Raw genomic sequence first — 23440 nt, forward strand, 5'->3', positions numbered from 1 at the left:
AACACTATTATTTGGCTACGTTCACAGACCTGGTTTCCCTAATTACGGTAACTTTTACCTGACCAGGGTAGGTCATGTCTGTCTGTATTTTTTGTGAGATTTCGAAAGAAAGCTCGGCCGCTTTATCGTCGTTCACCTTCTCGCTCTCCACTATAACGCGTAGTTCCCTACCCGCCTGAATAGCGTATGCCTTTTGCACTCCATTAAAACCAAATGCGATATCTTCCAAATCCTTCAAACGTTGAATGTATGAATCCAGTACTTGTCTTCTTGCCCCAGGTCTAGCTCCACTGATCGCATCACAAACCTGTACAATGGGAGAGATCAAAGTGGTCATTTCAACTTCATCGTGGTGGGCACCAATAGCGTTGCATACTTCTTCTTTTTCACCATATTTCTGGGCCCATTGCATACCTAAAATAGCGTGGGGTGTTTCCACTTCCACTTCGGCCATTGGTACTTTACCTATATCGTGAAGCAATCCAGCTCGTTTGGCAATTTTTGGATTAAGACCCAATTCGGCTGCCATTACACCACAAAGCTTTGCAACCTCTCTGGAGTGCTGCAATAGGTTTTGACCGTAAGAGGAACGATATTTCATTCTACCAACCGCTTTGATCAACTCTGGGTGCAATCCATGTATGCCCAAATCGATTACGGTACGCTTTCCTATCTCTGCAATTTCTTCATTGATTTGTTTTTCGGTCTTTTTCACCACCTCTTCAATACGTGCAGGGTGGATTCGACCATCGGTAACCAATCGGTGCAAAGACAATCGGGCCACTTCTCTCCTTACCGAATCAAAACAGGACAGAATAATAGCTTCCGGTGTATCATCCACAATGATCTCTACGCCGGTAGCCGATTCAAGGGCTCGGATGTTTCTACCCTCACGTCCAATGATTCGTCCCTTGACATCGTCGGACTCCAGATTAAATACGGAAACACAATTTTCCACAGCCTCCTCGGTTCCGATACGCTGTATGGTATTGACCACAATTTTTCTGGCCTCTTGCTGTGCGGTAAGTTTTGCTTCTTCCAAAGTGTTTTGAAGGTAAGCCATGGCATCACTTTTAGCTGTCTCTTTTAAAGACTCGAGCAATTGTGCCTTGGCGTCCTCGGCAGAAAGCCCGGATATTACCTCCAGCTGTTGCACTTGGCTTTTGTGAAGTTTCTCTACTTCGGATTGCTTTTTATCTAGAATATCGCTTTTATAGGCAACCTCTTTAATTTTTTCCTGAAGTTGATCGTTCAGCTTTTTGTTCTTGGCGAGTTCGCTGCTCACTTGGGACTCTTTATCCCTTGTCCTCTTCTCGGCTTCACCAATTTTTTTGTCTTTATTGATAATGACTTTCTCGTGCTCCGCCTTCAACTCCAAAAACTTCTCCTTGGCCTGGAAAATCTTATCTTTTTTTATACTCTCACCTTCCTTCTTGGCTTCTTTAATAATGTCGGCCGCTTCCTTCTTGGCATTGGCAATGGTTTTGGATGCCTTGCCCTTCTCCATCATCTTGGCAATTGCAAATCCGATCGCCAACCCTACAACGGCTGCTACGGCTATTAATATGATATTATCCATGTTTGCTTGTGTTTAGTTAAAAAAAAAGCCCACATTGGCGAAGTTTTGTACAAACTCCTAAATACAGGTTTAGGGCTAACAGACTGATCAAGGATCCCTATACAAGTAGGGCCTGCTTTTACAGCCTAAACTCACCCTTTCTAATTATAATAGTGTTGAGTTTGTCAAAAATTAATTACCAATGTGGGCAGTAACAATATTTTATTTATAAGAACTTATTCTCCCAATTTGGAATGTACCAATTCGTCCAGTGCCCTAAGGCGTTGCATTGCAGCCTCTGCATTTTCCGAACGATCTATTCCTCCTTGCTCAATTTTGGATGCAAATTGCAAGGCACACATGGCCAGTACATCTTGCTTGTCCCGAACGGCATAGTTTTGCTCAAACTTTTTAACCAAATTTTCTATGTTTTTGGCCGCTTTTCGCAACCCTTCCTCTTGCTTTGGGTCAATCGTTAAAGGATATACCCTATCAGCAATGGAAAGCTTTATTTTGAGCTTCTCGTCCATAATCTCGGTACCAGTTAATCCGCCAATTTGGCTATGCAAACATCAAGTTCGCGGATCAATGTATTTATTTTGAGCTTAGCTTCTGTTTTACTTGTATTACTACCCAGCATTGTGTTCGCCATTTTAAGGGAGTCATATTTCTCCTCCCATTCCTTTAGAGCGTTCTCTTTGAGTTCGTTTTTCTCTTCCAGAAGTTCCAATTCCTGTTTTAATTTGGCATTGACTTGGTACAACAGCTCCATTTTGTGCAGCAATTTGCTCACCTTGTTCTCCAAAGAATCCACAATCTCAACTAGTTCGCTCATATTTGCAAACAACAATACGTATTACACAAAGTTAACCAACCTAGTACAACCTCGCAATACTTTTAGGATTTATTCTTAAAGCATTGCTTTAAGCCTTATGCAAAGGATTAAATCTTTTATCAAATCAAAACATTGGTTACATTCGTAAGGAATTATTGATTTATATATGCGTTGCAACTTTTTTTTAGTCCTTTTTTTAATTGCATTATATCTTCCTGCCCAGAAAAAGTACCCTCAAGATACATTTCGTGCCCCATTGGATATTCCCTTGGTTTTGGCAGGAACTTTTGGTGAGCTTCGTTCCAATCATTTTCATTCAGGAATGGACATTAAGACCCAACAAAGGGAAGGACTTCCGGTTTTTGCCATTAGCGACGGTACAGTGACCCGTATAAAAATCTCTCATTGGGGATACGGCAAGGCCTTGTACGTAGCGCACCCAAATGGTTACACATCGGTATATGCGCACCTTCAAAAATTTGGGCCCGAAATAGAAGAATATGTAAAAAAAATACAGTACGAAAAACAATCATACGAGGTAGAAATGTTTCCGGATTATGGAGAACTTAAGGTAACCAGAGGAAGCACCATAGCCTACTCGGGAAACACCGGTAGCTCCGCTGGACCACATCTTCATTTTGAAATACGAAACAGCGTAAATGGGAAGCCCACAAACCCTTTGCTTTACGGTTATGAGGTCAGGGATGCCACAGACCCAACTTTGTTGGGGCTTTATGGTTACCCGTTATCGGATGATGCCTTGATCAATCAGAGTGCAGACAAAATCCAGCTAAATTATACACGACAATCGGATGGCTCCTATTTGGCCGATAAGATCACTGCCATTGGCACTATCGGTTTAGGCATCAACAGTTTTGACCGTTTGGATATGGCGGCCAACAAAAATGGTGTGTACGCCATAAAACAATCAGTAAATGGCAGGTTGTATTCCGAGTTCGATTTTGATTCCTTCTCCTTTGGAGAAACACGGTACATTAACACGCTTATCGATTATGCCCATTTTTACGACCATAGGCAAAAAATCCAAAAATGTTTCAGGGAACCGTACAATCACTTAAGCATTTACAAAACCCTGTACAACGATGGTAAAATTGATATAGAGGAAGGAATGTCCTACAATGTGGAGTTATTAATTTCAGATTTGGCAGGAAACACCACAAAACTTGTTATCCCCATAGAAGGAAAAAAAGAAGAGAAGAAAATTGACAAAGCCAATGCTGTTACAGAAGACTTTGTGATTGCCAACAAGCCCAACAATTTTGATCTTGGTGCTGCCAAAGTCTATTTCCCAGCGAACACCTTCTATAAGGATTTCTTTATTCACCTGGAAAAAGGCTCCGATACCATTACCATTCATGATAACAGTGTGGCGGCACATCGCAATTTCACCATTAGTTTTGACCCCACTAAATACTCCGAAGCGGATAGAAAACAACTGTTTATTGCACATTTGGACAGCAAAATGAGGCCCTCTTACTCAAAAACATACAAACGAGATGGCTCTTTTACCACCAGAACCCGAACACTGGGAACCTACACCCTCGTAAAGGACAGTGTTGCACCAGAAGTAAGACCCAAAAATTTTAAGGAAAAACAATGGTTGAGCAATTATAGTTATTTAAGCCTCTCCATTTCGGATGACCTGAGTGGTATAGATTCCTATTCCGCCACCTTGAACGGCAAATGGATTCTGATGGAATACGAACCCAAGACAAATACCATAACCTATAATTTTGACGATAACATCACCAATGACACGGAATGTGAATTAAAAGTCACGGTTACGGACAATGTAGGCAACTCCACAACCTTTGTTGGCAATTTTTTCAGGAAATAGACTTACTTTTGCAAGCGAAAAATTAGATTGATCAATAAATCATTATTTTTTCACATCAGCCTATTATTACATCAACCAGCCTTTTTGCAACTAGGAGCCAATAAATCAGGATTATTGAACTAAAAACAGATTAATGAAAAAAATTGTCCTTGTTTTCATCCTTTTGACCACTGCGATGGCATCCGCTCAAAAAAATATTTACGAGAATCTCAGGTTTGATGAACTTACCGATGATCATGAAATTTTGGCCATTGTTCCGTTCATAGCGCATTTAGAGTTAAAAAAAGCGGTAGACAGGAGTGAACTGAGCGTATTGGCGGAAAAAGAAGGTTATGCGGTGCAAAATGCATTGGAAACCTATTTTTCCAAACGAAAAAAACGAAAAAAGTTCAATGTTGACTTCCAGAACATTATGAACACCAATGCTATTTTGGCACAAAACAATATCGACTACGATAACATTGACACCTATACCACACAGGAATTGTGCAGAATTCTGGATGTAGATGGGATCATCAGCGGTAACCTCAACCTCAACATTCTACTTTCAAAAGGGGTTCCCACGGACTTTAGCATATTGGATTATTTTAGTGGAAATGCCAACTATGGGCGGATCGGAGTCAAGATAAGTGATGGGGATACGGGCAAACTGCTTTGGAAATATGAGAACGAAATTTCCAAAAAAACAGGTAAAAATACTACGGAACTCATCGATAAAATGATGAAAACCGCATCCAGAAAATTTCCTTACGACAGGGAAAAAAGAAGGAACAGAAACTAATTAATTGTTCGCAAACTCTTTTAACACCTCAACGGTGTAATCGATTTCTTCCTTGGTATTGTAAAAGGAAAAAGAGAATCTCACGCTCGGTTTTTCCAACGCTGTCCCCGATAAAATTTCAGACAGTACATGGGAACCCTGGTCACTACCGGATTGGCAGGCACTTCCTTTGGAACAGGCAATACCCTTCATGTCCAAATGAAACAATAGCATGAGACTTTTTTGCTTATCAAACGGTAACCGGATATTGGTCAAGGTATAGGTACTTTTCTCCAAATCTCCAGAAAGTCCATTACAAACTGCATCGGGCATCTCTTGCTCCATCCTTTCCAGGAAATATTTTTTAAGTTCCTTTACTTTTTCAGTTTCCTCATCCAAGTGTTCATAAGCCCTTACAAAAGCCTCTTCCAAACCAACAATATTGTGGAAGGGTTCTGTTCCCGCCCTTAAACCTCTTTCCTGTGCACCACCGACAATCAATGGTTTCAATCCAGAATTTTTACGGATAAAGGCAAATCCAATTCCTTTTGGTCCGTGAAATTTGTGGGCAGCAGCTGTCATAAAATCAATGGGAACGGCCTGCACATCCCAAGGATAATGACCTATGGATTGCACCGTATCTGAATGAAAAAGTGCGTCGTTTGCTTTGCAAAGTTCTCCAACAGCAGCTATATCCGTTATATTTCCTATCTCGTTGTTCACATGCATCAAACTGACCAATTTTTTGGAATCGTCCTTTTTGAGTAAGCTTTCGAGATGGTCCATTTTTGGGTTGCCGAACTCATCCAAATCCACATACCAAACATTGATGTTGTATTCCTTTTCAAGTTCCTCAACAGTATGGAGTACCGCATGATGCTCTATTTTGGATGTGATAATGGTTTCAACCCCCAAATCTCTTACAGCACAACGTAAAATCATGTTATCAGCCTCTGTACCGCCCGAAGTAAAAATTATTTCGGATGGATGTGCATTCAAGGTTTTGGCAATTGTTTTTCTTGCTTGTTCCACTGCAGTTTTTGCCGACCTACCAAAACTGTGGGTAGATGATGGGTTACCGTAGTGTTCGGCGAGTGCCTCTTGCATTCGCGCTATTACCTCATCCCTTACCTGCGTTGTCGCAGCATTATCCAGATACACTTTTTGCATGGCTAAGATTACATTTTAACACGTGCAAAAGTACGTGAAATAAAGTTAATTTCAATTAAAGTCCAACCTAGTATTGGGGTATTAAAATGGAATTACGTTAAATTTGGAGCATGAGAAAATTTATCTTTTCAATCGTTGGTTTGGTTTTGCTCTTTTCTTGCAGTGATGGTGATTTAGAGATCGAGACCATTGATTTTGATAGTGTTTCTGCGCAATCTTGTAGTGCCCTTATCCCAACATCCACCAATTTGTTATTTAAAATAAATGATGCCGAAGCCCTTATCTTGGAGCTTCAAAGTGGTGTACTGAACAATGGGGTGGTAGGAGAAACTGTGACTACTGAAAGCTCGGTACCCAACCAATCCCAAGTAATCTACCGAATTTTTTCCGATGGAGTGGACAACGGCTATTTTTGTGATAACATACCTCCGGCCCAACCCACGGTAATCGATGAGGTTGAAGCAGAAGATGGAATGGTGATCATTGAAACTGCTGTTGATCCCAACGATGCCACTGTGTTTGTTCACACCATAAGTTTGAGCGGCATTTCCTTTGTAACGGATAGTGGTGAGCGCATCACCAATTTGACCATAAGCCAATTTGGGGAGGTAACCACCAATGTTCCCAATTAACCGTTCTGATAAATATACACCTCGGTAGCTCCGAGACCGTATTTTTGATAGTCAGCATCGTAAAATTTTACATTATCATATCTATTGAACAGATAATGTAACTCTTCTTTTAAGACGCCCTCTCCCACTCCATGGATAAAAACCACTTTTTGAATCCGTTTTTGGATGGCAAAATCCAATTGTCTTTTAGCGGTTTCCAATTGTACATTGAGCATGTCGTAGTTGCTCATTCCCTTGCTTGATTTTACCAGTTGATGAATATGCAGGTCCACCTCCAATTTGGGAGCGCTGCGCTCCTTAGGTTTAATGGTGGGTGCTTTTCTTCTTTTTGGAATTTCCTTTTCTTTTTTGATTTTGGCCACTTCGTGGTTAGAAACAGAAATATCACCTTCAATTTTAACCAGATCGGCTGTATCGTAATGCATCGGAAAACCATCATCCGTGATCAAGGTCACCTTATCGCCGTCCACTTTTTGTACAATGCCCGAAATTGCTTCGTCCAGCACCTCTGCCCTATCTCCGATGGAAAACTTGCCCATAATTAATTGTTGTGGTAAAAAATGACGTAAAAATTAAACCCGAATACAAAAATAATAGTATTTTTCGGCTACCACAGACTATGATGTACCTAACACCAACCATAAACGCCATCAGCTTAAAGGACTATATGCTGCCTTGTCTCAACAAACAGCTATTAGGGCTCGACTGCCCAGGTTGTGGCATGCAACGCTCTGTTGATTTATTGGTTCATGGTGAGTTTTTGGCTGCATTTCAAATGTATCCGGCCATTTATCCCATTTTGGTTCTTCTCGTATTCTTAATTACGAGCACCTTTTTAAAATTCAAGTATTCCCAGCAAACCAAGATGGTTCTTATGTTCATAACAGCGGGTACCATTATAGTAAGTTATATCCTAAAAATGCATAACCTTTTTAATTAAAAACTTAAATTATGGAACAACAAAAACTTCCAAACGCAACGCTGATCATCGTCTTTGGCATCATTTCTATAATAACTTGTTGCTGCTATGGTGTCATCGGACTTATTTTCGGGGTAATTGGCTTGGTATTGGCCAATAAGGCATTGAAGCTTTACGCGGAAAATCCAGAAATGTACGAAGACGTTAAAAATGTAAAAACAGGTAGGATATTATCCATTATAGGTATTGTTTTAAACGTAATCTATTTGTTATTGTCTATCTGGGCCATCTCCAAATTTGGATGGGACACTTTGCAAGACCCAGAAAGAATGCAAGAAATTCTAGAACAATATCAATAAGACAATATTATGAGCCAACAACCCTTACCCGGGGCAAGCACAGTGTTGACAATGGGGATACTCTCCATTGTCGGCACTTTGATATGCTGTGGCCCTTTTGGCGCTATTTTTAGCATTATCGGTTTGGTGAAAGCCAAGACGGCCACCCAATTGTACGAATCAAGCCCAGAAAGTTATACCGATTACAGCAATGTGAAAACGGGTAAAATATTATCCTACGTAGGATTGGGACTATCCTTGATTTCCCTGGTAATCGTAATCCTTTATTTTGGATTTATTGTAGCGGCAATTACTACAGGTGAGTTGAGTCGCGAATTTTAATTCGCGACTTCACTTATAAATTTAAGGCGGTACAAACGAAGTTCTTCATCCTCGTAGTCGCCTTCAAACTCATCTACGGCAGCTGAAATGGAATCGCTATCCGCTTCCAGAAAGTAGTCATGGATTTCTTCTTGTTGGTCCTCATCCAAAATCTCATCGATCCAGTAACCAATATTCAGCTTGGTCCCACTGAATACAATTTGCTCCATCTCTTTGATCAGTTCGGGCAGTTCCAGTCCTTTGGCAGAAGCAATATCATCCAAAGGTAATTTTCTGTCCACACTTTGTATTACATAAAGCTTTAGACCAGAATTCGCACCTGTGCTTTTTACCACAAGATCATCCGGCCTTGTTATGTCGTTTTCCTCAACATATTTGGAAATAAGGTCCACAAACGGTTTTCCGTATTTTTTTGCTTTACCCTCACCCACACCTTGAATGTTTATCATTTCTTGCATGGTAATTGGGTATTTAAGGGACATATCCTCTAAAGAGGGGTCTTGAAATACCACAAATGGCGGTACTTCCCTTTTTTGAGCCTCTTTTTTACGGAGGTCACGAAGTAATTTCAGTAATTGATCGTCCGCAACTGCTCCCCCTGATTTTTCGGCAGTAACAATGTTACCTGTATCTTCTTTGGAATAAACATGGTCTTTGGTCATCATAAACGACTCTGGGTTATCCAAGTACTTTTTACCCTCTTTGGTCACATGAAGAATACCATATCGCTCAATTTCCTTTTTTAGAAGCCCTGCAACCAATACTTGTCTTGTCAAGGCCATCCAAAATTCCTTGTTCTTATCCTTTCCTATGCCAAAAAAACTTTTTTCGTCGGTTTTATGGGAAGATATCATGGCGTTGGTCTTACCTACCAATACCTTTACAATCTCCTTGGTCTTGAACTTCTCTTTGGTATCCTTGACCACGTTCAAAAGTTTCACCACCTCCTCCTTGGCCTCTTCTTTGGGCTTAGGGTTTCTGGCATTATCGTCCATATCGGCCCCTTCGCCATTAACCTCATCAAAATCTTCGCCGAAATAATGTAGTATGAATTTTCTTCGGGACATGGATGTTTCTGCATAGGCTACAATTTCCTGCAACAGGGCATTTCCAATTTCCTGTTCTGCCACGGGTTTGCCCGACATAAATTTCTCCAGCTTTTCCACATCCTTATAGGCGTAGTAAGCCAAGCAATGCCCTTCTCCCCCGTCCCTACCGGCACGACCGGTTTCTTGGTAATAGCTTTCAATGCTCTTGGGAATATCGTGGTGGATCACAAAACGAACATCGGGTTTATCAATACCCATTCCGAAGGCAATGGTGGCCACAACCACATCCACCTCTTCCATTAAAAACATATCTTGGTACTTGGAGCGGGTCTTTGCATCGAACCCTGCATGATAGGGCACGGCACTTATTCCGTTTACCTGAAGCACTTGCGCCAATTCCTCTACCCTTTTACGACTCAGGCAATAAATGATTCCCGATTTTCCTTGATTTTGCTTTACAAAACGGATAATATCAGCATCAACATCTTTTGTTTTGGGACGAACCTCATAAAATAAGTTAGGGCGGTTAAACGATGCCTTGAAAACTTTGGCATCTGTCATACCCAAGTTTTTAATGATGTCTTCCTGCACTTTTGGCGTAGCGGTTGCCGTAAGCCCTATGATCGGAATATTATCGCCCAATCGATTGATAATCGCACGAAGGTTTCGGTATTCGGGTCTAAAATCGTGTCCCCATTCCGATATACAGTGGGCTTCATCCACTGCAACAAAGGAAAGTTTAACGTTTTTCAAAAAGTCAACATTCTCTTCCTTTGTCAAGGATTCCGGTGCTACATAAAGTAATTTGGTCACTCCGTTAACAATATCCTCTTTTACCTGCTTCACCTCGGTTTTGGTCAAAGAAGAGTTCAGAACGTGTGCAATACCGTGCTGCTCTGATATTCCCCGTATAGCGTCAACTTGGTTTTTCATCAAGGCGATCAACGGGGAAACAACAATGGCGGTTCCCTCTTTCATAAGAGCCGGTAATTGATAGCATAGCGATTTCCCTCCACCTGTGGGCATAATCACGAAAGTATCGTTGTCGTTCAGAATGTTCTGGATTACATCTTCCTGCAATCCTTTAAACTTTGAAAAACCAAAATATTTTTTGAGCGAGGAATGCAAATCAGTGTTCATTAGGCTCATTTCCGCATTTTCAATTTATTACAAGCAACCTAAAAGGCAGTTGAAGCTTTCATTTTAAACCAATCGATTACAGAAGGATCTATTCTCACTTCCATAATAGTCTGTAAAAGATAGTTTGATTAGTTTTGTAATCTTAAATATAAGACATTCTTTTAGGAATACAATCAGTTAATCGGTTAATTACTTTGAGCGACACCAAGTCAATTTTATCCATAGCAAAGCGGACCCTTGAAATCGAGAGCAAGGCCATAGCTAATTTAATTGGTCTTCTGGACGACCAATTTGCGCAAGCTGTCCAGTATATTTTAGAATCGGACGGAAGGGTGATTGTTTCGGGCGTTGGGAAAAGCGCGATAATCGCCTCAAAAATTGTGGCCACATTAAACTCCACAGGAACCCCGGCCATATTTATGCACGCTGCCGATGCCATTCACGGAGATTTGGGCACCATCCAACAAAACGATGTGGTCATCTGTTTATCCAAAAGCGGAAATACACCGGAAATCAAAGCATTGCTGCCATTGATTAAAATCGCGAACCATAAACTTATCGGTATTACGGGCAATATGGATTCTGTATTGGCCAAACAGGCAGATTTTGTACTCAACACCTATGTGGAAAAAGAGGCGTGCCCGAACAATCTGGCTCCTACGACCAGTACATCGGCCCAAATGGCCATGGGAGATGCACTCGCTATATGCTTATTGGAACTGAAAGGGTTCAGTAGTTCCGATTTTGCCAAATATCACCCTGGTGGAGCATTGGGAAAGAAGCTATATTTGCGCGTTGCGGATATTGTGGTAAACAATCAAAAACCACAAGTCGATATCAATACCAAGGTAAAAGATGTTATTGTTGAAATATCTGAAAAAATGCTAGGTGTTACCGCTGTATTGGATCAAGGTAAATTGGTTGGTATTGTTACCGATGGAGATGTAAGAAGAATGCTGAGCAAATACGATAATATAAGTGGACTAACCGCTAGGGACATTATGACCTCCAACCCCAAAACAATTGATGTGGACACTTTGGCGATCAAGGCCCTAAAATTGTTACAGGAGAAAAGCATATCCCAATTACTGGCTTTTGACGGTGATGAATATGCAGGCGTGGTCCACATCCATAACCTTATAAACGAGGGAATCCTATAATGGCTAAAAAAGAGAGAAAAAATCCGGATGAAATGTCCTTTTTGGACCATTTGGAAGAGTTACGTTGGCATTTGGTGCGCTCCACTTTGGCAGTGGTGATCATTGCATGTCTGGCCTTTGTATTCAGGGGCTTTATTTTTGATACGATATTGTTCGGTCCCAAGAACATGGATTTCCCGACCTATCAGTTTTTCTGTAACATTGGAAAGTTCTTCGGGGTAGATTCAGAATTCTGTGGCGACACCATTCCGTTTACCATACAGAGTAGATTGATGGCCGGGCAGTTTTCCGCACATATCTGGACTTCCATATGGGCGGGTGTCATACTTGGGTTCCCCTACATTCTTTGGGAACTTTGGAAATTCATCAGTCCCGGACTTTACGAAAACGAAAGAAAGCATTCCAGGGGATTCATTATTACAGCTTCAGGGCTGTTCTTCCTTGGGGTACTCTTTGGATATTACATAGTAGCCCCCTTGTCGATCAACTTTTTGGGGTCGTACCAGGTAAGTAAGGAAGTATTGAACGAAATAGACCTCGGGTCCTATATCGGAACCGTTAGGGCTTCTGTAATCGCTTGTGGAATCATGTTTGAATTGCCCATCGTTATTTTCTTTTTGACGAAAGTCGGACTGGTAACCCCTGAAATCCTAAAGAAATACAGGAAGATAGCCTTGGTAATCATTCTGATACTCTCCGCAATCATTACACCTCCGGATATCACAAGTCAAATTATCGTGTGTATACCCGTACTTGTTTTATATCAGGTAAGTATTTTTATTTCGAGAATGGTAGTCAAAAAAGAAGAAAGAAAAGAGAAAGCAAGAAAAAATGCCAAATAAAGTAGAAGAGTTCAATGCCTATCGTGCCAAGATGAACGATAAGCTGCTTGCCGAGAACAACAAGCTGATCAAACGTATATTCAATCTCGATACCAATGCCTTTATGGAGGGGGCTTTGGATGTTAAGACCAAGGAACTCTTGGGACTGGTAGCATCTGCGGTGTTACGTTGCGACGATTGTGTAAAGTACCACTTGGAAAGCTCCAGAGAAGCGGGTGCCAACAAAGAAGAAGTGATGGAGACCCTTGGCATAGCCACTTTGGTGGGCGGAACCATTGTGATTCCCCACTTACGTCGCGCCTACGAATATTGGGAAGATTTGGAAGAAAGCGAAGCTTAAAAAAATCCAAAAGACCATACGGTAGACAAAGAATATGTTTAGTTTTGGCAAATTCCTATGAAGCTACGCGCAGAAAATATAATGAAGGCCTACCGAGGCCGTAAGGTTGTTAAGGGTATTTCCCTTGAAGTGAATCAAGGTGAGATTGTTGGACTGTTAGGCCCCAATGGAGCCGGAAAGACCACATCATTCTATATGATCGTTGGTTTGATAAAGCCCAATGGCGGCAACATTTATTTGGATGGCACCAACATAACCAGCTTCCCTATGTATAAAAGGGCACAGCACGGTATCGGTTATTTGGCCCAAGAAGCTTCCGTATTCCGAAAATTGAGCATCGAGAAAAACATCTTGAGCGTCCTGCAGCTTACCAATTTGAGCAAAAAGGAGCAGCACATGAAGATGGAGTCCCTTATAGATGAGTTCGGTTTGGGACATATCCGTAAAAACCGTGGTGATCTGTTGTCGGGTGGTGAACGTAGACGTACCGAGATTGCTCGAGCTCTGGCAACCGACCCCAAATTTATTCTGCTGGATGAACCCTTTGCAGGAGTTGATCCCGTGGCGGTAGAGGACATTCAACGTATTGTTGCCCAGTTGAAGAACAAAAATATCGGTATTCTGATTACAGATCATAACGTACAGGAAACCTTGGCCATTACAGAGCGTTCTTACCTTATGTTCGAAGGTGGTATTCTAAAAGCTGGGATACCCGAGGAACTTGCCGTGGATGAAATGGTGAGAAAAGTCTATTTGGGGCAGAACTTTGAGCTACGTAAAAAGAAGCTTGATTTTTAACACTCCCTTACTTCCTATTTTTCTTTTTCAATTCAACTTGAATAGATGGCGAAAGTCGCTTTAAGTGTTCGATAAACTTCATTTTGTCTTTTGGAGAGATAACGGTACTGCTGTATTTTCCATAATACACTTCCAAACGATCTAAGGAAGCTGCAGGGGAACTCAATGGATTGTTCGACTCTACTATCCTTGTAATATCTTTAATCCGAATGCTTTTTTTAATGAAGAAAAACATTGTGACGGTTAAAACTTCAGCGGTAACTTCATAAGAAACGGAGAAAAACAGTGCCATAAAGGCAAACATGATTGCAAACTGAACAATCACACCTACCAAACTACTTTTTCCAAAACTGATCACAATGCCTATACCAAAAATCAGAAGAACAGGAATAAGCAGTTCCAATCCCACCTTGGATGGATAAACAACACTATTGGAAGTGCCATTCTGCCGAAAGTTATGTGGCTTTTCCTCCTCCATCGATCAAAGACATTAGAATGTAAGCAACGACAATCACAGGTATGGCCAAAAAGCGTAGGGTCAACAACAATATAAGACTTCCAATGATGAATAAATAGCGAATTCCGTTATCCTTAAAACTCCAGTTTTTAAACTTCAAAGCAAACAATTGTATAGGAGAGTTCAATAAATACGAACTTAAAATCGTAAGAATCACCAAAAACCATGGATTTAAGATAATGTTGCTCAGCACTTCGTTGTTATGGTACAGAAGAATCATTGGCAACGACAAGATCAAAAGTGCGTTCGCTGGTGTCGGCAATCCCACAAAAGATGACACTTGATCTTCATCCACGTTAAACTTGGCCAATCGGTAGGCTGAGGCCAAGGTTATGGCAAAACCAACGAAAGGCAACAATGTAAACTCGGTATCATGCCCAATAAAACCCAAGTTCCACCCTCCTCTTTCTGCCATGCTCAGTAATTGAAACATGACCACGCCTGGCACCAATCCGCTGGTGATCACATCGGCCAGCGAATCCAATTGTATTCCTATTTCACTCTGTACGTTCAACGCACGTGCGGCAAGACCATCAAAAAAATCAAAGAAAATTCCAATGAACACAAAAAGTGCAGCCCACTCCAAATGATTGAGCACTGCAAATACCGTGGCAATACAACCGCTTAACACGTTGAGCAAGGTTAAAAAATTGGGAATATAGGACTTCATAGAATTAGGTTTCTGTAAAAATAACGGAAAAATTAAACTGTGGGCAAGGGATGGTGTACCGAGCCGTTTTTATTCTGATATTTGTCCTGATAAAATTCAGAATGAGACAAAAGTTCCATCTATTATTTTTTTGCTTCATCATCGGGAACTCTCTTTTTTCCCAAACCCCACAGCTCACAGAAAATTCAAAAGTAAGCTTGCTTACTTGCGCTACGGGCGATGAACTTTATTCTGCTTTTGGGCATACCGCTTTCCGTGTCCAAGATCCTGCTTTGGGAATCGACGTGGTGTACAACTACGGTACATTTGATTTTAATCAACCTAACTTTTATTTGAACTTCACCAAGGGCAAAATGATCTATTCCCTTTCCCGGAGAAGTTTTGAAGCATTCCTTTACGAGTACGAATTGGAAAAAAGATGGGTAAAAGAGCAAATATTGGACTTGAACCTACAGCAGCGCAATCAGCTCTTGGCTTTTTTTGAGGAAAACTATCTACCGGAAAACAGGGATTATCTTTATGACCCTTTACTGAACAACTGTTCCAGCATTACGGGGGATATTTTAAAAGAACAATTTGGCGATGCTATTGTTTTTGATGGCTCGCATCTTGAGAAACAATATACATTCCGCCAACTAGTTCGTCAGTTTATGGGGGTAAATACCTGGTCCATGTTTGGAATCGACTTGGCTTTTGGTTCACCTGTGGATAGAAAGGCCTCCGTGCAGGAACATATGTTTTTGCCCTATTATACCATGGAGCAATTGCGAAACACTACCTTAAATGGAAAGCCTTTGGTAAAAAGGGAAAGAACTATTTTGAACTACAGCGAGCATTCCCAAAAAGGCTTTTTTCTATTATCCCCTTTGTTTTGGTTTTTAATGCTCTTGGCTTTTACAGCTATTGCCACATATTTTGACTACAAACACAAAGCGCGTAGTCGCTGGTTGGATTTTTCACTGTTGTTCATAACAGGATTGGCAGGAACCTTTTTATTTCTACTTTGGGTAGCGGCCGACCATACTTCCACCCCATATAATTTCAATATTTTATGGGCATTTCCAGTAAATACAATCGTTGCTTTTACTTTAGTGTTCCAGGATAAAGTGCCTCAATGGGCTCCAAAATATTTATGGTCAGCTCTAGGTCTAATGGTCATCATGCTTTTACTTTGGATAATTAAGGTCCAGATTTTTTCCCCTGTGCTTATTCCGTTACTTTTGACCTTGGCCATTCGATACCTGTACATCATTAAGTATTCCAAGTTATAGACTGGCACACAAACAACACCCATGAACTTATTAACGGTCGAAAACATATCAAAATCGTATGGGGAGCTAGTGCTCTTCTCGGATATTTCATTTGGAATCAATAAAGACCAAAAGATAGCCCTTATTGCCAAAAATGGCAGTGGTAAAACCTCCATCCTCAATATTATGTCGGGGAAGGACACTTCCGAAACAGGCCAAGTGACCACACGCAAGGGAATCAAAATTTCGTTTTTGGAACAGGAACCCGAGTTGAACCCAAATTTGACCATCGAGGAGACCATTTTCACTACGGACAATGAAATCCTAAAAGTAATTTCCAACTACGAAAAGGCGGTAGAGAATCCGGAGAATACAGAGCAATACCAAAAAGCTTTTGAGGCCATGGAGCGTCTCAACGCTTGGGATTTTGAAACGCAGTACAAACAAATACTTTTTCAATTACAGCTCTCCAAGCTCGATGCAAAAGTGAGTACACTCTCGGGTGGACAGAAGAAGCGTTTAGCCTTGGCCAATGCGTTGCTCAACAAACCTGACCTATTGATATTGGATGAGCCGACCAACCACTTGGACCTGGAGATGATCGAGTGGCTGGAAGCTTACTTTGCCAAAGAAAGCATAACCCTGTTTATGGTAACGCACGACCGCTATTTTTTGGATAGGGTGTGCAACGAGATATTGGAGCTGGACAACAACCAGCTTTACACATATAAGGGCAATTATTCCTATTATCTGAACGAAAAGGAGGCGCGATTGGAGCGTGAGGCGGTAGAGCAGCAAAAAACCAAAATGTTGTACAAAAAGGAGTTGGATTGGATGCGCAGACAACCCAAGGCACGCACTACAAAATCCAAATCGCGCATCGATGACTTTGCCGAGATAAAAAAACGTGCCCACCAAAGGCGCCAAGAACACGAGGTGCAGTTGGAACTGAACATGGAACGCTTGGGCAGTAAGATTTTGGAGCTTCACAACATTTCAAAATCCTACGGGGACAAAACCATTTTGGACAAGTTCGACTACAATTTCACCAAAGGTGAACGTGTGGGCATCATCGGAAAAAACGGAACGGGGAAATCTACTTTTTTGAACATTATCACTGAACAAGAAGATGTGGAAGGAGGAAAAGTAGTGGTCGGTGACACGGTGAAATTTGGCTACTATACCCAAAAGGGAATCCCCAATAAAGAAGGCCAAAAAGTTATCGATGTGATTCGCGAGTTCGGAGATTACATACCCTTAAAAAAAGGTAGACAGATCTCTGCCCAACAACTATTGGAGCGTTTTCTTTTTGACCGTAAAAAACAATATGATTTTGTTGAAAAATTGAGCGGCGGGGAACGCAAACGATTGTATTTGTGCACCGTACTCATTCAAAATCCCAATTTCCTGATTCTGGATGAGCCTACAAACGATTTGGACATTGTTACACTTAATGTACTGGAAAGCTTTTTACTGGATTTCCCTGGCTGCTTGATTGTGGTTTCCCACGACCGTTATTTTATGGATAAAATTGTAGATCATTTATTTGTCTTTCGAGGGGATGGGGTTATAGAGGATTTCCCTGGCAACTACTCCGATTATCGAAGCTACGAGACCAGCAAAGTAATCGAAGAACGCGAAAACAAGACTACTTCTTCAGAAAAAACAGAAAACAATTGGAGAGATACCAGCGGCGGCAAACTTTCCTATTCGGAGCAAAAGGAATACAAACAACTGGAAAAGGACATTCAAAAACTGGAAGAGAAAAAAAAGATGCTCCAGAACAAGTTCACAGATCCCGATCTGGATGGTGATGAAATCGCCAGCTTATCCATTGAACTCAAGGAAGTGACCGACTCCATTGAAGAAAAAACAGAACGTTGGTTCGAGCTTTCTTCCATTTTAGAAGGATAGCGCATGTGGTTCCGATTCATTTCATATCTAAAATTCTTATTTAAATCCACCAACGAGCATGGGGTGCACTCCCCTTTTGTGTTCCAATATGTGACACAATGCCTCTATTCCAAAAAAAAGCTTCACAAGAACAAAAGCATAAATGTATTACTAAGGACCATCGGCTATTTCGGTTTTGAAAAGGTCTGCATCAAAAACAGTGGAGCGGTAAAGGATTTGGTGAGGCAGACTTTTCCCAATGTGCAATTTGATGAAAACTGCTTTGATCTACTTTTTGTTGATGAAATCAACGTTCCTTCCTTTCAAAAAATACATTCCGAAGGAAAACTACATAACAACAGTCTTATTTTGATCGACTCCATTTATGGCAACAAGGAAATTTTGCAACAGTGGAACCTTTTGGTCGCCTTACCGGAAATAACGGTAAGCATTGATATGTACCATTGTGGTCTTATTTCCATCCGAAGGGAACAGGTAAAGGAGCATTTCACGATTCGAATTTAAAACGGTAATTTTAGGGTATGGAAAATATTGCCACAGATAACACCATTTGGTACGCACTTGCCGTGTTGGGACTTATTTATCTGATTATTTTGTTCAGAAACAAAAAATCGACAAAACGCAGAAAGTCTCGCAAGTTTATGGAGGGAAAACGCCAACACGATAAAAACAATGAGCAATGAAAAATGAGCAATGGACAAAAATCATTTGACATTTTAAAATTGGAAATAAAACTGCTATGTCATTCCAAAGACTATTGCCGATAATTGTTAATTGATTATTGAACATTGATAACGGACACCATGAAGATATACACTAAAACCGGGGACAAGGGAACCACATCGTTATTTACGGGCACCCGCGTTCCCAAACACCACGCCCGTATTGAAAGTTACGGGACCATAGATGAACTCAATTCCCATCTAGGACTTTTACGAGATCAGGAAATAAACGCCCATTCCAAAAAAACCTTGACCTTGATCCAAGAAAAGCTTTTTACCGTTGGTTCCATATTGGCAACGGAGCCCAATAAGGACAACAGACTTAAAATTCCCCGCATCAGTGCGGTGGACATTGAATTTCTGGAGCAGGAAATGGACAAGATGAACGAGGAACTTCCGGAAATGACACATTTTATACTGCCTGGGGGGCACACTACGGTGTCATACTGTCATATCGCCAGAACAGTTTGCCGTCGGGGCGAACGTATGATTTCCTATTTACATGAAAATGAGCCAGTACCCGAGAACGTACTTTCGTACATTAACCGGCTCTCCGACTATTTGTTCGTTTTGGCCCGTAAATTGTCAAAAGACCTAAATGCTGAGGAGATAAAGTGGATTCCAGAGAAATTAGACTGAAAAAATCGCTTTTTTAACCCAATTGTTTTGCCAACAATAAAATAATTTTTAAATAATACAGTTTTTACTTGGCAAATTGAGTTTAAAAATTATTTTTGCAAAAAATTATAAATCAAACCGTTACTATGTACTGGACTTTAGAACTAGCTTCATATTTAAGTGATGCGCCTTGGCCAGCAACCAAAGACGAACTGATAGATTACGCCATTCGAACAGGAGCGCCGTTGGAAGTTGTAGAAAATTTACAATCGATGGAGGAAGAAGGAGGCGAGATATACGAGTCAATTGAAGAAATCTGGCCCGATTATCCCACCGAAGAGGACTATCTCTGGAACGAGGATGAATATTAGATTCGAAAAACACAAACCACGTTAAAAAGTCTCATTTGAGGCTTTTTTTTATGTAATTTTGGCAGCCTAGCGAAAGAATTCCATCGTAATCCCATCAATGGAACAGCTTTTGACAATCATAAGAAAAAATATTTCATGAGTTTTATTAATTCCGTACTTAAGGTATTCGTAGGAGATAAATCGGAGAAGGATGTAAAGTCCCTGCAACCTTTAGTGAAAGAGATAAAATCCTTTGAGCAAGAGCTCGAAGGATTGTCACATGACGAACTGAGACAAAAAACCACCGCTTTCCAGACCAAAATAGCCGAAGATTGCAAAGAGGTCAACGATAAAATAGCCGAACTACAGGCAGAGGTCGAAAATTCCAACGATATTGACCGCAACGAGGAAATCTACTCAGAAATCGACAAGCTCAACGAAGAAGCATACAAAATTTCAGAGAAAACATTAAACGATATACTGCCGGAGGCCTTTGCTGTGGTGAAGGAAACTGCCAAGCGATTTGCCGCTAACGAAACCCTTACTGTTACAGCAAGCGAATTCGACAGAGTACTTTCGGGTGATAAGGATTACGTATCATTGGAAGGTGACAAAGCGGTTTGGCAAAACTCATGGGATGCCGCAGGAAAAGAAGTCACCTGGGACATGGTACACTACGATGTGCAGCTCATCGGTGGAATAGCCCTACACCAAGGTAAAATCGCCGAGATGCAAACGGGTGAGGGTAAAACATTGGTGGCCACGCTCCCGCTCTACCTCAACGCATTGGTGGGCAAAGGAGCGCACTTGGTAACGGTAAACGACTATTTGGCGAAAAGGGATAGCGCATGGATGGCCCCGATATTCGAATTCCACGGGCTTTCTGTAGATTGTATTGACAAGCACAGACCCAACTCCGATGGGAGAAGAGCCGCCTACAATGCAGATATTACCTATGGAACCAACAACGAATTCGGGTTTGATTACCTGCGTGACAACATGGCGCACACTCCGGATGATTTGGTACAGCGGCCACACCACTACGCAATTGTGGATGAGGTGGATTCCGTATTGATCGATGATGCCCGTACCCCCCTGATCATTTCAGGGCCGGTACCTGAAGGAGACCGTCATGAATTCAACGAACTCAAACCACAGGTTTCCAACATTGTTCAAAAACAACGTCAGCATTTGACAGGTGTTTTGGCCGAGGCCAAAAAGCTTATCAAAGAAGGAAATACCAAAGAAGGTGGTTTCCTTTTGCTACGTGTACATCGCGGTCTTCCAAAAAACAAGGCACTCATCAAGTTTTTGAGTGAAGAGGGCGTTAAGCAATTGCTCCAGAAAACTGAAAACTTCTACATGCAGGACAACAATAGGGAAATGCCCAAAGTGGACGAGGACCTATTGTTCGTTATCGATGAAAAAAACAATCAAATAGAACTTACCGATAAGGGAGTGGAATATATCTCCACAGACCAGGACAAAGAATTTTTTGTGATGCCCGATATCGGAAGTGAGATTGCAAAAATCGAAAGTCAAGACCTTGAAATAGAAAAGGAAGCTGAGCTCAAAGAAGAGCTCTTTAAGGATTTTGCCGTAAAAAGCGAGCGTATCCATACCATGACCCAGTTGTTGAAAGCATATACCCTCTTTGAAAAAGATGTGGAATATGTGGTAATGAACAACAAGGTAATGATCGTGGACGAGCAAACCGGCCGTATTATGGACGGTCGTAGGTACTCGGACGGACTCCACCAAGCCATTGAGGCCAAGGAGAACGTAAAAATCGAGGCAATGACCCAGACTTTTGCGACCATTACACTCCAGAATTACTTTAGAATGTACAATAAGCTGTCCGGTATGACAGGTACCGCAGTTACGGAAGCAGGGGAGTTCTGGGAAATCTATGAATTGGATGTCATGGAAATTCCAACCAATAGACCCATTGCCCGTGACGACAGACAAGATTTGATCTACAAGACCAAAAGGGAAAAATATAATGCCATCATCGACGAGGTTACCAAGCTTTCGCAAGCAGGAAGACCTGTGTTGATCGGTACCACTTCCGTTGAGATTTCCGAGTTACTGTCCAAACTATTGAGTGTCCGCAAGGTTCCTCATAATGTATTGAACGCAAAACTCCACAAAAAAGAAGCGGATATCGTAGCCGAAGCAGGTAAAGGTGGCGTAGTGACCATTGCAACCAACATGGCAGGTAGGGGTACCGACATTAAACTGTCCCCAGAAGTAAAAGAAGCAGGAGGTCTGGCCATTATTGGTACAGAGCGCCACGATTCCAGACGTGTGGACAGACAGTTGAGAGGTCGTTCCGGACGTCAGGGAGATCCTGGTAGTTCTCAGTTCTACGTTTCCTTGGAAGATAACCTGATGCGTTTGTTCGGATCTGACCGTGTGGCCAAAATGATGGACCGCATGGGCTTGGAAGATGGTGAAGTGATCCAACACTCCATGATGACCAAATCCATTGAGCGTGCCCAGAAAAAAGTAGAGGAAAACAACTTTGGTATCCGTAAGCGTTTGTTGGAATACGATGACGTAATGAACGCCCAGCGTGAAGTAATCTACAAGAGAAGAAGACACGCATTGGAAGGTGAACGCTTAAAAGTGGACATCGCCAATATGATCTACGATACTTGTGAAGCTATCGCCGAGACCAACAAAATGGCAGATGATTACAAGAACTTTGAGTTCGAGCTCATCAAATATTTCTCCATTACTTCACCGATCAGTGAAGAGGATTTCAAGAAAATGAGCTTCCAACAAATCGCCAACAAAATCAACGATGAAGCCTACGACTTCTACAAACAAAAAATGGAACGTAGCGCCACCGTTGCCTTTCAGGTCATCAAAAAGGTTTATGAGGATCAGTCCAACAAATTCGAACGCATTGTAGTTCCCTTTACGGACGGTATCAAGTCCTTAAATGTTGTGACCAACTTGGAGAAGGCCTATAATACCAATGGAAAGCAGTTGATCACTGATTTTGAGAAAAACATTACGCTGGCCATCATCGATGATTCCTGGAAAACCCACTTGCGTAAAATGGACGAGTTGAAACAGTCCGTGCAATTGGCCGTCCACGAACAAAAAGATCCATTATTGATCTATAAGTTCGAGGCTTTTGAGCTTTTCAAGGAGATGATGGATAAGGTAAACCGAGAAGTGATATCCTTCCTTTTCAAAGGAGAATTGCCCACCGAAAATACCGCTCAAATCCAAGAAGCCAGAAACGTTCGCAGACCAAAGGAAAATATCCAGACCTCAAAAGAGGAGATTCCGAACAGCGACGAATTGGCCGCTCAGAACAGAGCAGCTGGTCAAACACAAGGACAACGTCCACAAGTAACCGAAACTATTGTTCGCGAAAAGCCAAAAATTGGCAGAAACGAAAGGGTGACCATCAAAAATGTGATGTCCGGCGAAAGTAAAACCGTAAAGTACAAGCAGGCGGAGCCCTTGATAGATAAAGGAGAGTGGGTTTTAGTGAATGACTAAAACCAACATAAACAAAACTTATAAAGTGGCAGTTATTAAAGCTGCCACTTTTTTTATATCAAAAACATAGTTAGATTTACACTATTAAACACCCCATGCAAACTTTCTTGCCACACCCAAATCAACCCAAGGTAGCAAG

25 protein-coding genes and 1 other RNA gene are annotated in these 23440 nt (G+C 41.5%); 17 read left to right on the forward strand and 9 right to left on the reverse strand.

Annotation, left to right across the window (positions count from 1 at the left end; all coding sequences use genetic code 11):
* Window positions 1–7: 7 nt before the first annotated feature.
* The 4 genes from rny to J0654_RS08185 form a co-directional block, all read right to left on the reverse strand.
* A complete protein-coding gene (gene rny, locus J0654_RS08170; protein ID WP_207027538.1) occupies window positions 8–1579 on the reverse strand; it encodes a ribonuclease Y in 1572 nt (523 codons plus the stop codon).
* 51 nt (window positions 1580–1630) lie between these two features.
* Window positions 1631–1740: non-coding RNA, 6S RNA (gene ssrS, locus J0654_RS08175), on the reverse strand.
* A gap of 54 nt (window positions 1741–1794) precedes the next feature.
* A complete protein-coding gene (locus J0654_RS08180; protein WP_207027540.1) occupies window positions 1795–2088 on the reverse strand; it encodes a cell division protein ZapA in 294 nt (97 codons plus the stop codon).
* Window positions 2089–2102: 14 nt separating this feature from the next.
* Entirely contained in the window at window positions 2103–2393 is a 291-nt protein-coding gene (locus tag J0654_RS08185; RefSeq protein WP_207027542.1) for a hypothetical protein, read from the reverse strand.
* A 166-nt stretch (window positions 2394–2559) separates the two neighbouring features.
* Between J0654_RS08185 and J0654_RS08190 the strand changes: the two genes are divergently transcribed.
* Both J0654_RS08190 and J0654_RS08195 read left to right on the forward strand, forming a co-directional pair.
* Entirely contained in the window at window positions 2560–4251 is a 1692-nt protein-coding gene (locus tag J0654_RS08190) for a M23 family metallopeptidase (protein ID WP_207027544.1), read from the forward strand.
* A gap of 133 nt (window positions 4252–4384) precedes the next feature.
* On the forward strand, window positions 4385–5032 hold the full coding sequence (locus tag J0654_RS08195) for a hypothetical protein (protein ID WP_207027546.1): 648 nt from the start codon (window positions 4385–4387) through the stop codon (window positions 5030–5032).
* On the opposite strand, the gene J0654_RS08200 is transcribed toward J0654_RS08195, so the two are convergent.
* On the reverse strand, window positions 5033–6181 hold the full coding sequence (locus tag J0654_RS08200; RefSeq protein WP_207027548.1) for a cysteine desulfurase family protein: 1149 nt from the start codon (window positions 6179–6181) through the stop codon (window positions 5033–5035).
* Window positions 6182–6291: 110 nt separating this feature from the next.
* On the opposite strand from J0654_RS08200, the gene J0654_RS08205 reads away from it, so the two are divergent.
* Window positions 6292–6813, forward strand: coding sequence for a hypothetical protein (locus tag J0654_RS08205; RefSeq protein WP_207027550.1), 522 nt, complete (start codon window positions 6292–6294; stop codon window positions 6811–6813).
* Here the strand turns inward: J0654_RS08205 and J0654_RS08210 are convergent.
* A complete protein-coding gene (locus J0654_RS08210; RefSeq protein WP_207027552.1) occupies window positions 6810–7352 on the reverse strand; it encodes a Smr/MutS family protein in 543 nt (180 codons plus the stop codon). The genes J0654_RS08205 and J0654_RS08210 overlap by 4 nt on opposite strands.
* An 80-nt stretch (window positions 7353–7432) precedes the next feature.
* Here J0654_RS08210 and J0654_RS08215 point away from each other — a divergent pair, with 80 nt between their 5' ends.
* From J0654_RS08215 to J0654_RS08225, 3 genes are read left to right on the forward strand one after another with little or no spacing between them, the layout of a single operon-like run.
* Window positions 7433–7753 (forward strand): DUF2752 domain-containing protein, encoded by a 321-nt coding sequence (locus tag J0654_RS08215; RefSeq protein ID WP_237685911.1) that lies wholly within the window; start codon window positions 7433–7435, stop codon window positions 7751–7753.
* A gap of 11 nt (window positions 7754–7764) precedes the next feature.
* Window positions 7765–8091 carry a CCC motif membrane protein gene (locus J0654_RS08220; RefSeq protein ID WP_207027554.1) on the forward strand — a complete coding sequence of 109 codons (327 nt, stop codon included), beginning with the start codon at window positions 7765–7767 and terminating at the stop codon, window positions 8089–8091.
* Between the two features lie 9 nt (window positions 8092–8100).
* The gene (locus J0654_RS08225; protein ID WP_207027557.1) at window positions 8101–8412 is read left to right on the forward strand and encodes a CCC motif membrane protein; all 312 of its coding nucleotides are present in this window, start codon (window positions 8101–8103) and stop codon (window positions 8410–8412) included.
* Here the strand turns inward: J0654_RS08225 and recQ are convergent.
* Window positions 8409–10610, reverse strand: a complete 2202-nt coding sequence (recQ, locus tag J0654_RS08230; protein WP_207027559.1) for a DNA helicase RecQ — start codon at window positions 10608–10610, stop codon at window positions 8409–8411. The two genes, J0654_RS08225 and recQ, sit on opposite strands and share 4 nt — an antisense overlap.
* Window positions 10611–10795: 185 nt before the next feature.
* Here recQ and J0654_RS08235 point away from each other — a divergent pair, with 185 nt between their 5' ends.
* Genes J0654_RS08235 through lptB form a run of 4 tightly spaced genes read left to right on the forward strand, consistent with a single transcriptional unit; the run spans window position 10796 to window position 13741 of the window.
* Window positions 10796–11761, forward strand: a complete 966-nt coding sequence (locus tag J0654_RS08235) for a KpsF/GutQ family sugar-phosphate isomerase (RefSeq protein ID WP_207027561.1) — start codon at window positions 10796–10798, stop codon at window positions 11759–11761.
* Window positions 11761–12603, forward strand: a complete 843-nt coding sequence (gene tatC / locus J0654_RS08240) for a twin-arginine translocase subunit TatC (protein WP_207027563.1) — start codon at window positions 11761–11763, stop codon at window positions 12601–12603. The genes J0654_RS08235 and tatC overlap by 1 nt, the downstream gene beginning before the upstream one ends.
* Window positions 12593–12943 (forward strand): carboxymuconolactone decarboxylase family protein, encoded by a 351-nt coding sequence (locus J0654_RS08245; RefSeq protein ID WP_207027565.1) that lies wholly within the window; start codon window positions 12593–12595, stop codon window positions 12941–12943. Before tatC ends, J0654_RS08245 begins: the two co-directional genes overlap by 11 nt.
* A 57-nt stretch (window positions 12944–13000) precedes the next feature.
* Window positions 13001–13741 carry an LPS export ABC transporter ATP-binding protein gene (gene lptB / locus J0654_RS08250; RefSeq protein ID WP_163625811.1) on the forward strand — a complete coding sequence of 247 codons (741 nt, stop codon included), beginning with the start codon at window positions 13001–13003 and terminating at the stop codon, window positions 13739–13741.
* A gap of 7 nt (window positions 13742–13748) precedes the next feature.
* Here the strand turns inward: lptB and J0654_RS08255 are convergent, their stop codons facing one another.
* Complete coding sequence (locus J0654_RS08255) at window positions 13749–14219, reverse strand: PH domain-containing protein (RefSeq protein WP_207027567.1); 471 nt, start codon at window positions 14217–14219, stop codon at window positions 13749–13751.
* Entirely contained in the window at window positions 14197–14928 is a 732-nt protein-coding gene (locus J0654_RS08260; protein ID WP_207027569.1) for a CDP-alcohol phosphatidyltransferase family protein, read from the reverse strand. Before J0654_RS08260 ends, J0654_RS08255 begins: the two co-directional genes overlap by 23 nt.
* Window positions 14929–15029: 101 nt before the next feature.
* On the opposite strand from J0654_RS08260, the gene J0654_RS08265 reads away from it, so the two are divergent.
* The 7 genes from J0654_RS08265 to secA all read left to right on the forward strand — a co-directional run bounded on the left by J0654_RS08265 (window position 15030) and on the right by secA (window position 23301).
* Window positions 15030–16199, forward strand: coding sequence for a lipoprotein N-acyltransferase Lnb domain-containing protein (locus J0654_RS08265; RefSeq protein WP_237685912.1), 1170 nt, complete (start codon window positions 15030–15032; stop codon window positions 16197–16199).
* A 21-nt stretch (window positions 16200–16220) separates the two neighbouring features.
* The gene (locus J0654_RS08270; RefSeq protein WP_207027574.1) at window positions 16221–18092 is read left to right on the forward strand and encodes an ABC-F family ATP-binding cassette domain-containing protein; all 1872 of its coding nucleotides are present in this window, start codon (window positions 16221–16223) and stop codon (window positions 18090–18092) included.
* Between the two features lie 3 nt (window positions 18093–18095).
* Complete coding sequence (locus J0654_RS08275; protein ID WP_207027576.1) at window positions 18096–18596, forward strand: hypothetical protein; 501 nt, start codon at window positions 18096–18098, stop codon at window positions 18594–18596.
* Between the two features lie 17 nt (window positions 18597–18613).
* Window positions 18614–18775 (forward strand): hypothetical protein, encoded by a 162-nt coding sequence (locus J0654_RS08280; protein ID WP_207027578.1) that lies wholly within the window; start codon window positions 18614–18616, stop codon window positions 18773–18775.
* A 120-nt stretch (window positions 18776–18895) separates the two neighbouring features.
* A complete protein-coding gene (locus J0654_RS08285; RefSeq protein WP_207027580.1) occupies window positions 18896–19453 on the forward strand; it encodes a cob(I)yrinic acid a,c-diamide adenosyltransferase in 558 nt (185 codons plus the stop codon).
* Between the two features lie 125 nt (window positions 19454–19578).
* Window positions 19579–19803 carry a DUF2795 domain-containing protein gene (locus J0654_RS08290; RefSeq protein ID WP_013551418.1) on the forward strand — a complete coding sequence of 75 codons (225 nt, stop codon included), beginning with the start codon at window positions 19579–19581 and terminating at the stop codon, window positions 19801–19803.
* A 135-nt stretch (window positions 19804–19938) separates the two neighbouring features.
* Window positions 19939–23301, forward strand: a complete 3363-nt coding sequence (gene secA, locus J0654_RS08295) for a preprotein translocase subunit SecA (protein WP_207027583.1) — start codon at window positions 19939–19941, stop codon at window positions 23299–23301.
* Window positions 23302–23440 lie beyond the last annotated feature (139 nt).

The sequence above is a fragment of the Flagellimonas profundi genome, from assembly GCF_017313275.1.
Taxonomy (GTDB): Bacteria; Bacteroidota; Bacteroidia; order Flavobacteriales; family Flavobacteriaceae; genus Flagellimonas; species Flagellimonas profundi.

Excerpts from the sequence above, each read along its gene's own strand:
- J0654_RS08255 (WP_207027567.1), bottom strand. The coding sequence starts at position 14,219 with ATGGAGGAGGAAAAGCCACATAACTTTCGGCAGAATGGCACTTCCAAT.
- lptB (WP_163625811.1), top strand. The coding sequence starts at position 13,001 with ATGAAGCTACGCGCAGAAAATATAATGAAGGCCTACCGAGGCCGTAAG.
- secA (WP_207027583.1), top strand. The coding sequence starts at position 19,939 with ATGAGTTTTATTAATTCCGTACTTAAGGTATTCGTAGGAGATAAATCG.
- J0654_RS08270 (WP_207027574.1), top strand. The coding sequence starts at position 16,221 with ATGAACTTATTAACGGTCGAAAACATATCAAAATCGTATGGGGAGCTA.
- J0654_RS08205 (WP_207027550.1), top strand. The coding sequence starts at position 6,292 with ATGAGAAAATTTATCTTTTCAATCGTTGGTTTGGTTTTGCTCTTTTCT.
- J0654_RS08215 (WP_237685911.1), top strand. The coding sequence starts at position 7,433 with ATGATGTACCTAACACCAACCATAAACGCCATCAGCTTAAAGGACTAT.
- J0654_RS08195 (WP_207027546.1), top strand. The coding sequence starts at position 4,385 with ATGAAAAAAATTGTCCTTGTTTTCATCCTTTTGACCACTGCGATGGCA.
- J0654_RS08190 (WP_207027544.1), top strand. The coding sequence starts at position 2,560 with ATGCGTTGCAACTTTTTTTTAGTCCTTTTTTTAATTGCATTATATCTT.
- J0654_RS08210 (WP_207027552.1), bottom strand. The coding sequence starts at position 7,352 with ATGGGCAAGTTTTCCATCGGAGATAGGGCAGAGGTGCTGGACGAAGCA.
- J0654_RS08180 (WP_207027540.1), bottom strand. The coding sequence starts at position 2,088 with ATGGACGAGAAGCTCAAAATAAAGCTTTCCATTGCTGATAGGGTATAT.
- J0654_RS08260 (WP_207027569.1), bottom strand. The coding sequence starts at position 14,928 with ATGAAGTCCTATATTCCCAATTTTTTAACCTTGCTCAACGTGTTAAGC.
- J0654_RS08185 (WP_207027542.1), bottom strand. The coding sequence starts at position 2,393 with ATGAGCGAACTAGTTGAGATTGTGGATTCTTTGGAGAACAAGGTGAGC.
- rny (WP_207027538.1), bottom strand. The coding sequence starts at position 1,579 with ATGGATAATATCATATTAATAGCCGTAGCAGCCGTTGTAGGGTTGGCG.
- J0654_RS08225 (WP_207027557.1), top strand. The coding sequence starts at position 8,101 with ATGAGCCAACAACCCTTACCCGGGGCAAGCACAGTGTTGACAATGGGG.
- J0654_RS08265 (WP_237685912.1), top strand. The coding sequence starts at position 15,030 with ATGAGACAAAAGTTCCATCTATTATTTTTTTGCTTCATCATCGGGAAC.
- recQ (WP_207027559.1), bottom strand. The coding sequence starts at position 10,610 with ATGAGCCTAATGAACACTGATTTGCATTCCTCGCTCAAAAAATATTTT.
- tatC (WP_207027563.1), top strand. The coding sequence starts at position 11,761 with ATGGCTAAAAAAGAGAGAAAAAATCCGGATGAAATGTCCTTTTTGGAC.
- J0654_RS08285 (WP_207027580.1), top strand. The coding sequence starts at position 18,896 with ATGAAGATATACACTAAAACCGGGGACAAGGGAACCACATCGTTATTT.
- J0654_RS08220 (WP_207027554.1), top strand. The coding sequence starts at position 7,765 with ATGGAACAACAAAAACTTCCAAACGCAACGCTGATCATCGTCTTTGGC.
- J0654_RS08200 (WP_207027548.1), bottom strand. The coding sequence starts at position 6,181 with ATGCAAAAAGTGTATCTGGATAATGCTGCGACAACGCAGGTAAGGGAT.
- J0654_RS08290 (WP_013551418.1), top strand. The coding sequence starts at position 19,579 with ATGTACTGGACTTTAGAACTAGCTTCATATTTAAGTGATGCGCCTTGG.
- J0654_RS08245 (WP_207027565.1), top strand. The coding sequence starts at position 12,593 with ATGCCAAATAAAGTAGAAGAGTTCAATGCCTATCGTGCCAAGATGAAC.
- J0654_RS08275 (WP_207027576.1), top strand. The coding sequence starts at position 18,096 with ATGTGGTTCCGATTCATTTCATATCTAAAATTCTTATTTAAATCCACC.
- J0654_RS08280 (WP_207027578.1), top strand. The coding sequence starts at position 18,614 with ATGGAAAATATTGCCACAGATAACACCATTTGGTACGCACTTGCCGTG.